Source organism: Maribacter sp. (assembly GCA_020629415.1).
Taxonomy (GTDB): Bacteria; Bacteroidota; Bacteroidia; order Flavobacteriales; family Flavobacteriaceae; genus Maribacter; species Maribacter huludaoensis.
This window is the reverse complement of the sequence record JAHDDL010000001.1, coordinates 65,715-73,603: the sequence shown is the minus strand read 5'-3', so window position 1 is coordinate 73,603 and position 7,889 is coordinate 65,715. Positions and strand designations below refer to the sequence as shown.

At 35.8% G+C, this 7,889-nt stretch carries 10 protein-coding genes; 6 read left to right on the top strand and 4 right to left on the bottom strand.

Features of this window, described 5'->3' with window-relative positions; genetic code table 11:
* The first annotated feature begins 357 nt into the window (after positions 1-357).
* Positions 358-2,520 (top strand): TonB-dependent receptor, encoded by a 2,163-nt coding sequence (locus QZ657_RS00345; protein WP_291964237.1) that lies wholly within the window; start codon positions 358-360, stop codon positions 2,518-2,520.
* 96 nt (positions 2,521-2,616) lie between these two features.
* Positions 2,617-3,282, top strand: a complete 666-nt coding sequence (locus QZ657_RS00340) for a hydrolase (RefSeq protein ID WP_291964236.1) — start codon at positions 2,617-2,619, stop codon at positions 3,280-3,282.
* Positions 3,283-3,285: 3 nt separating this feature from the next.
* Here QZ657_RS00340 and QZ657_RS00335 read toward each other — a convergent pair whose 3' ends face one another.
* Positions 3,286-3,723 (bottom strand): hypothetical protein, encoded by a 438-nt coding sequence (locus QZ657_RS00335; protein WP_291964234.1) that lies wholly within the window; start codon positions 3,721-3,723, stop codon positions 3,286-3,288.
* Between the two features lie 133 nt (positions 3,724-3,856).
* On the opposite strand from QZ657_RS00335, the gene greA reads away from it, so the two are divergent.
* Entirely contained in the window at positions 3,857-4,333 is a 477-nt protein-coding gene (gene greA, locus QZ657_RS00330; protein WP_036157110.1) for a transcription elongation factor GreA, read from the top strand.
* A 79-nt stretch (positions 4,334-4,412) separates the two neighbouring features.
* Positions 4,413-4,802: an HIT family protein gene (locus QZ657_RS00325; RefSeq protein WP_291964233.1), complete on the top strand. Its 390-nt coding sequence runs from the start codon at positions 4,413-4,415 to the stop codon at positions 4,800-4,802.
* Here QZ657_RS00325 and QZ657_RS00320 read toward each other — a convergent pair.
* Both QZ657_RS00320 and QZ657_RS00315 read right to left on the bottom strand, forming a co-directional pair.
* Entirely contained in the window at positions 4,799-5,149 is a 351-nt protein-coding gene (locus tag QZ657_RS00320) for a hypothetical protein (RefSeq protein ID WP_291964232.1), read from the bottom strand. The genes QZ657_RS00325 and QZ657_RS00320 overlap by 4 nt on opposite strands.
* Before the next feature lie 2 nt (positions 5,150-5,151).
* Entirely contained in the window at positions 5,152-6,300 is a 1,149-nt protein-coding gene (locus tag QZ657_RS00315) for a sensor histidine kinase (RefSeq protein WP_291964230.1), read from the bottom strand.
* A gap of 126 nt (positions 6,301-6,426) precedes the next feature.
* Here QZ657_RS00315 and QZ657_RS00310 point away from each other — a divergent pair, with 126 nt between their 5' ends.
* Complete coding sequence (locus QZ657_RS00310; RefSeq protein WP_276470908.1) at positions 6,427-6,804, top strand: DUF3127 domain-containing protein; 378 nt, start codon at positions 6,427-6,429, stop codon at positions 6,802-6,804.
* 131 nt (positions 6,805-6,935) lie between these two features.
* Positions 6,936-7,568 (top strand): leucyl/phenylalanyl-tRNA--protein transferase, encoded by a 633-nt coding sequence (gene aat, locus QZ657_RS00305; protein ID WP_291964229.1) that lies wholly within the window; start codon positions 6,936-6,938, stop codon positions 7,566-7,568.
* On the opposite strand, the gene QZ657_RS00300 is transcribed toward aat, so the two are convergent.
* Positions 7,560-7,889: DUF2490 domain-containing protein (locus tag QZ657_RS00300; RefSeq protein ID WP_291964227.1), on the bottom strand; the 330-nt coding region annotated here is incomplete at its 5' end. The genes aat and QZ657_RS00300 overlap by 9 nt on opposite strands.

Genomic DNA, 7,889 nt, shown 5'->3' with positions numbered 1-7,889 from the left:
TGTATAGGTAAATACGACAAAACAGGGATAATAAGTTCTAAAATGATGTTAATTAAACAAGATGTTATTTTTTCAGATTTATTTATGAGAGTTAAAATTACTGCATTACATTTGCGGCATCTCAAAGGGGTGCCAAAATCCTAATATTTTTTAGGACAAAGCTGAGATTATACCCAAAGAACCTGGGCGGGTAATGCTGCCAAGGGACCGAGCGTTAAAAAAATGTCCGGTGGACATTTTTAGCGAGGGGCCAGCCAGCGTAATGGCTGACTTCATTTTGGAAAACAAAGTCTTTAAATAGGCAAAATCAATTTTTATTTAGAATAATAGCCCCTTTTATTCGTATTTAATTTACGAATGAAACTTACTATTTTCACAATTGCGGCGTTTTTTGCGTTTAGTCTTGGAGTTAGTGCCCAAGAACAAGTAACTGATTCTCTAGAGGGTCAAAAAGTAGTCTTAGACGAAGTGTTCGTCTCTGCGGTAAGGGTAACCAAGCAATCTCCGGTTACATTTTCAAATCTTACAAAAGAGGAAATTAAACCAAGAAACCTTGGGCAGGACATTCCTGTATTAATGAACTTTTTACCATCTGTGGTAACTACTACAGATGCTGGTGCCGGTGTAGGTTATACTGGGCTTAGAGTAAGAGGTAGTGATGCTACACGTGTAAATGTGACCATTAACGGAATACCTTATAACGATGCCGAGTCACAAGGTACATTTTGGGTAAATATGCCAGATTTTGCTTCTTCAACTGAGAGTTTGCAATTGCAACGTGGTGTAGGTACATCTACCAATGGTGCAGGTGCTTTTGGGGCAAGTTTAAACTTGTTGACAGACGGTTTTTCACAAGACGCTTATGGTCAAATATCAAGTTCTATAGGTAGCTACGGTACATTAAGAAATAATTTAAAGTTCAGTACCGGATTATTAAATGATCATATTGAAATTTCAGGTAGACTATCTAAAATTAAATCAGATGGTTATATAGATAGAGCAAGATCGGATTTAGAATCTTATTTTTTACAAGCGGCTTATAAAGATGACAATACTTTGATCAAGGCATTGATGTTTGGGGGTCATGAAATTACGTACCAAGCTTGGTACGGTATAGATGGTCAAACTTTGAGGGATAATAGAACTTTTAATCCTTCAGGTATTTATACTGATTTAAATGGTAATACCCAGTTTTATGATAATGAAGTGGATAATTACAAGCAAGACCATGCACAATTATTATGGAACGAACAGATTTCTGATTTTTGGAGTACAAATATTGCGTTGCACTATACAAGAGGTAGAGGTTATTTTGAGCAGTATAGAGAAGCCGATGATTTTTCTACCTATGGTTTTGAGCCACTGATTGTAGATGGTGAAGAAGTGAATACTACCGATTTAATTAGAAGACGATGGTTGGATAATGATTTCTACGGAACCGTTTTTTCTGCGAATTACAAGAAAGAAAAGTTAGATTTAATAGTTGGTGGTGGTCTTAATAAATACGAAGGGGATCATTTTGGAGAGGTAATCTGGGCTAGATATGCTAGTAATAGTAGTTACAAAGATCGGTACTATGATGATAGTTCATCTAAAACAGATTTTAACTTATACGCAAAGGCAAATTATCAATTAACAGATCAGTGGTCATTGTATGGAGATGTTCAATATAGAACAGTTGGGTATAAAGCAAACGGGGAAGATACCGGTCTTGTTGATGATACGTTCAATTTTTTCAATCCAAAGGCAGGAGTAACCTTTGATCTTAATGCCAATAATAATTTTTACTTGTCTTATGCGGTAGCTAATAGGGAGCCCAATAGGAACGATTATGAAAATGGTAATCCAAAACCTGAGAAACTAAATGATTTTGAATTGGGATGGAGGTATGTTTCCCCTTCAGTTCAAGTAAATACCAATGTATATTACATGAATTATAAGGATCAGTTAGTGGTTACTGGTGAGTTAAATGACGTTGGTGCACCATTAAGGGAAAATATTGGCGATAGTTACAGGCTAGGTTTAGAAGTTGATGCCAATATAATATTGGGTGAAAAATTCAACCTAAGGCCTAACATTGCCATCAGTCAAAATAAGAACAAAGATTTCTTTATTGATAGAGATGGTATGCTACAAGGTTTAGGAGATACCAACATTGCTTATTCTCCGGGCTTGGTGGCGGGTAACGTTTTTAGTTATATGCCATGTGATGCTATGAATATTTCGCTGTATTCAAAGTTCGTAGGTGAGCAATATCTAAGCAATACAGATACAAAAGCATCTAAGCTAGACTCTTATTTTACCACAGATTTCAATATTACGTATGAGATCAACATGAATAGCATTGTAAAGTCTATCGTGTTTTCAGGTTTGGTAAATAACATCTTCAATGAAAAGTATGTTTCTAACGGGTATACGTATGTAGATAGTTGGTCTACACCTGGTAATTCATTTGAAGTGCAGGGTTATTATCCGCAAGCAGGAACTAACTTTTTGTTAGGTGCAACAGTGAATTTTTAATTGATAATAGAAAGATATAAAGTTGTCTTAAATATTTGTTGAGAATGTAAGGCGCATAGTGGAATAATCTAAATTAGGAGACTAATTCTCAGGGTTATGGAGCGCAACATTCCAGTTTTTGGCAGTAGGTTAAGAAACAATATAGTAACGGTGCCAGAGGTCATTTCTCAATGCTCTGGCATTCGTGTTTTTGGGCAATCTATAAAGTCGTTTTTGTTTAGTACTGACGTAGCTATTATAAGAAATACCAATGCCAATGCAATTATAGCGGTATATCCGTTTACACCGCAACCGGTAATATCAAATGCTTTGATATTGGCTGCCGACAAACCTATATTTTGTGGGGTCGGTGGCGGGTTAACAACCGGGGTACGGTCTTTAGAGTTGGCAATACATGCAGAATTTCAAGGTGCTTTAGGGGTGGTTTTAAATAAGCCTACCCCTAACAGCCTTATAACCATGCTCAAGGAAAAAATTGATATACCGGTAACCATTACGGTGGTTTTGGAAAAAGATGATATTAAAGGTAGAATAGATGCAGGTGTAGATATATTCAATGTGTCCGGCGCAGCTAAAACTGCAGATATCATTAAAAAAATTAGGGATTTAAATGATAAGGTCGCCATCATTGCCACGGGTGGAAAATCTGACGATTCTATAGTCGCAGCAATAGATGCCGGGGCAAATGCAATATCGTATACACCACCAAGTACAGGTGAGCTGTTCAAGGAAATAATGGAGAAATACCGCGCTGAAGAATAATGCTTAATTAGAGATTATTACGCTGCCACCACTTAAAACTGCACGATATTCTAACATATCATAATAGCGATTTTCATCCTCGGGTCTATTAAACAGTTGACCCGTAAATAGAAGGTATTCAAAATCTTCGCAAGAACAAATAACAGTTTGCCCGTTCAACACCATTGTAGAGCAATCATTAGGGGCGTGATTTGGGCAGCTACCTTCAAAAGCTCTAAATTGATTAATGCTTGATTGAATTACAAAAACACCTCTTGTGCCGGCAAGATCACTTGGAATATAGATCGCACTACCAATATTTGTAAGAGGACTATATAAAGGCAGGTTTAAATTAGCTTCAAAACGAAAATTGATTTCCTGTAAATACGGATTTCTGTTTGTACCATCATTACTGCAAGCGGTGATAATCAATAGAATTACGATGCTTAATCTCTTTATCATGGTTAAAATTTAGTTTTAAAAAACTTCAGCAAATGTGCGTAAAAATTATGTATATTTGTGTTAAATCCTCTCTTAAAAAGCCGAATTAACAGGCATTTGCAGAGGATTTGTCTATTTATAAAACGAGGAAGTTATGAGTAACATATCATACTATACTGTCGAAGGGTTAAAAAAACTTAAGGCAGAACTAAATCATTTACGTGATGTTGAACGCCCAAAGGCATCTCAAGCAATTGCAGAGGCAAGGGATAAAGGAGATTTGTCAGAAAACGCAGAATATGACGCTGCCAAAGAAGCACAGGGTCTTTTGGAAATGAAAATTTCCAAGATGGAAAATACCGTGGCCAATGCACGTATAATTGATGAGTCGCAATTAGATACCTCTAAGGTTCTGGTACTTTCTACCGTGAAGTTAAAAAATCAAAACAATGGCATGGAAATGAGCTATAAATTGGTAGCGGAAAGTGAGGCGGACCTTAAAACGGGCAAAATATCTGTAAGCTCACCAATTGGCAAAGGACTTTTAGGTAAAAAAGTGGGAGATACTGCTGAAATTACTGTTCCTAGCGGAGCAATAAAATTTGAAATTCTTGAAATAACAAGAGCTTAAATTTTTTAAATAACTATATTTAATCCTATCCTTTTTAAAAGGGTAGGATTTTTTAATTTGTATTAAATAGCAAACGACTATGCCAACGATTTTTACCAAGATCATAAATGGTGAAATACCATGCTTTAAAGTAGCGGAAGATGAAAATTTCTTAGCAATCTTGGATATCAACCCAAACGCTAAAGGGCACACCTTGTGTATATCAAAAAAAGAGGTAAATAAAATATTTGACTTGGATGAGGAAACGTACTTGGGTCTCATGTCATTTTCAAGAAAAGTGGGCAAGGCGCTGGAAAAAACTGTTGAATGTAAGCGAATTGGAATGTCTGTTATTGGGTTAGAAGTACCGCATGTTCATGTTCATTTAATTCCGTTGAACGAAATGAAAGATGCAACTTTTCAACACAAGGTTAAGCTAAGTAATGAAGAGTTGGCAGAACTGGCCCAGGAAATTGGAGCTAAGATTTAAATGGCACCAGAAATAAAAAGGTAAATAGCTCCTGCTACCAAGGCGATCATAGCTAACAAAAGCCCATAAAATAATAGTGTTGGTTGAGATGATTTTTTGGCTGGAACAGCCGTTTTTTGATAATAGTTGAACATACGCTCTATATCATCCGTCCAACTTACTGGGTAGATTGTGGTGAGGCAAGTATTACAGACTAATTTATTGCTGAGGTCTCCAGTAATTTTATGAAAAAAGCTACCGTAGGTGTGTTTTTGATAAAAAGTAAGACTTAAATCCTGATTAAAACACTCCGGACAGTTATTCGTTAGTTTGGCTTCTTTAATAACTTCTAATTTTTCCTTGGCCATAATTATTGAGACACTTTTAAAGAAATTTGCATTATAGTTCCTTCTTTGCCAGATGATAATACTTTTATTTTACCGTCGTGATATTCTTCAACAATACGCTTAACCAAAGAAAGTCCTAAGCCCCAACCTCTCTTTTTTGAGGTGAAACCGGGTGTAAAGATACTATTATAGTTGCTTTTTGAAATTCCATGCCCTGTATCGGCTATTAAAATGTTTACATATTTGTGATCTTGAACTATTTCTATGGCAATACTGCCTTTGCCTCTCATGGCGTCAATTCCGTTTTTAACTAAATTTTCTATGGTCCAATTGTACAATGAACTGTTTAACATTACCGGTAGGTGATCCACTTTTGTACTAAATGAAAAATGAATGAGTTTTGAACTTCTTCGCTTTAAGTACTCAAAAGCATCTTTCGTTTCTTTTACAATATCACTTTCTACCAGTTTGGGTAAAGAACCAATTTTGGAGAAACGCTCTGTAATAGTTTGCAATCTATCAATATCCTTTTCTATTTCTTTGGTTATGCTTGGGTTAATGGTCTCAGATTTTAAAAGCTCGTTCCAGCCCAAAAGAGAAGAAAGTGGTGTGCCTATTTGGTGTGCAGTTTCTTTTGCCATACCTGCCCATAATTTATTCTGTTCAGAGGCTTTGTTGGTTCTGAACAAAAAATAGATAACCGCTGCAAAAAGAAAAATAATAAGGAGTAAGGCAATAGGATAATATTTGAGTTTGGTTAAGACATCAGAATTTCCATAATATAAAGTAGCCAAGTGTTCACCTTGCTGATCTATGGAGATCGGTGTGTTTTCATTCTTAAATTTTCGAAGTTGGCTTTGAATGTATGCAGAGTCCTTTAATTTATTAGGTGGAAAGTTGTTGACTCTTATCGATTTGTCCTTGTTGATAAGAATCATTGGGGTAGAGGTGTTATTCTGAAAAACCTTTAAATGCAAGCTGCCTAAATCAACGGTTTCTGAAGATTGTAGAAATTCTGATTGGGCGGTGGCCCAAATTTCCATTTTAAGGCGTTCTTCTTCTTTAAATTGTTTAAAAAAGCTATTGGTATTCCATAAGATAAGGCTTACGACTAGAAAGGAGCCTATCAATAGAAAAATGTTGGAAATTTTGTTTTTAGGAATAAAGTTCATCCAATAGTTATCTAATACTAAAGATAACCCTAATTGTGAATAATTGTTGTGTGGTTATCGTTGTAGTCTGTTTTATAACAACATCATTTTATGTATTTTTGGACTCTATTGTAAAAAGAGTTCAAGATGGAAATAGAAGGTAAAGTAAAATTGATAGGAGAAACCCAAACTTTTGGGTCTAATGGCTTTAGAAAAAGAGAATTGGTAGTTACTACAGATGAGCAGTATCCACAACATATAATGATAGAGTTTGTTCAAGATAAATGTGATTTATTGAACAACTATGGCGTAGGCCAAGATGTAAAAGTGAGCATTAACCTTAGAGGTAGGGAATGGACAAACCCTCAAGGACAGGTAAAATATTTCAACTCTATTCAAGGATGGAGAATTGAAGGAGCGTCTCAAGGAGCTCCAGCTGCTGGTATGCCACCGGTTGCACCAATGGAAGCTTTTGAGCCTGCGGATAATTTAAATGAAGAAGATCATGATGATCTTCCTTTCTAAGAATAACATATAGATATTTTAGGACGTTAAGTCTTTATAATAGTAAACTTGTTTAGCTTTAAATAGTTAAACAAGTTTTTTTGTTCTAGGTCCTTTATTTATTTTCAGTAGACCAAAAGCTTTGGCCAGTCATGTACTTTTTGAACGATGAACTTATTTTTCCGCCAGTAGATAGTGCCAATACAGAAGGCTTGTTGGCAGTTGGCGGTGATCTTTCTCCAGAACGGTTGCTCTTGGCATATCAAAGTGGAATTTTCCCTTGGTTTGATAATGATTCGATCATTTTATGGTGGAGTCCTGATCCTAGAATGATTCTGTATCCCCATCAAATAAAAATATCTAAAAGCATGCGCAAAGTTATTCGGAGCAATCAGTTTCGTTTAACCAAAAACACATGTTTTAAAGAAGTTTTGGAGTATTGCTCATCAGTACCAAGGGAAGGACAAGATGGTACATGGATTACAAGCGATATGAAAAATGCATATTTAAAATTACATGAAAAGGGTATTGCAAAATCATACGAAGTATGGGAAGGCAATAAATTGGTGGGTGGTTTATACGGTGTAGATTTAGGTGATATTTTCTGTGGCGAAAGTATGTTCAGTTTAACGTCGAACGCATCTAAATTCGCCTTTATCAAACTTGCGGAAGAGTTGCAGTCAAAAAATTATAAGTTGTTAGATTGTCAACTGCATACCGATCATTTAGAAAGTATGGGTGCGCAAGAAATACCAAGAAAGGAATTCATCAAATTTTTAAATTGAGATAACCAAACTGTTCAAGAAAAGGAACACATGTTCTGTATGCTCCGTATAGTTTTCCATTCTAAACTGTATACCAAGTTGGGCCTTTAGGTTTTGAGATATAGACCAACCAATTTGAGAGGTAAGTCGTTGATCGTACATAGGTTTTTCGCTTTTGCTGATGCTTATCAAAGATTCTGTAGTAGCTACCAAATAGGGCTCGCCAATATCCATTTTTAAACCTTTTAACGGAATATCTATAGCAAAACGATATCTAAAACGATGCACAGTCTTAGAGGGTTGAATGCGTTGCTCAATTCTAAATCTATTACCAAAACGTGC

Bases quoted from the DNA above. Each gene is read 5' to 3' on its own strand.
- QZ657_RS00320 (WP_291964232.1), bottom strand. From the start codon at position 5,149: ATGGCCAAGGAAAAATTAGAAGTTATTAAAGAAGCCAAACTAACGAAT.
- aat (WP_291964229.1), top strand. From the start codon at position 6,936: ATGTACTTTTTGAACGATGAACTTATTTTTCCGCCAGTAGATAGTGCC.
- greA (WP_036157110.1), top strand. From the start codon at position 3,857: ATGAGTAACATATCATACTATACTGTCGAAGGGTTAAAAAAACTTAAG.
- QZ657_RS00345 (WP_291964237.1), top strand. From the start codon at position 358: ATGAAACTTACTATTTTCACAATTGCGGCGTTTTTTGCGTTTAGTCTT.
- QZ657_RS00325 (WP_291964233.1), top strand. From the start codon at position 4,413: ATGCCAACGATTTTTACCAAGATCATAAATGGTGAAATACCATGCTTT.
- QZ657_RS00315 (WP_291964230.1), bottom strand. From the start codon at position 6,300: ATGAACTTTATTCCTAAAAACAAAATTTCCAACATTTTTCTATTGATA.
- QZ657_RS00310 (WP_276470908.1), top strand. From the start codon at position 6,427: ATGGAAATAGAAGGTAAAGTAAAATTGATAGGAGAAACCCAAACTTTT.
- QZ657_RS00335 (WP_291964234.1), bottom strand. From the start codon at position 3,723: ATGATAAAGAGATTAAGCATCGTAATTCTATTGATTATCACCGCTTGC.
- QZ657_RS00340 (WP_291964236.1), top strand. From the start codon at position 2,617: ATGGAGCGCAACATTCCAGTTTTTGGCAGTAGGTTAAGAAACAATATA.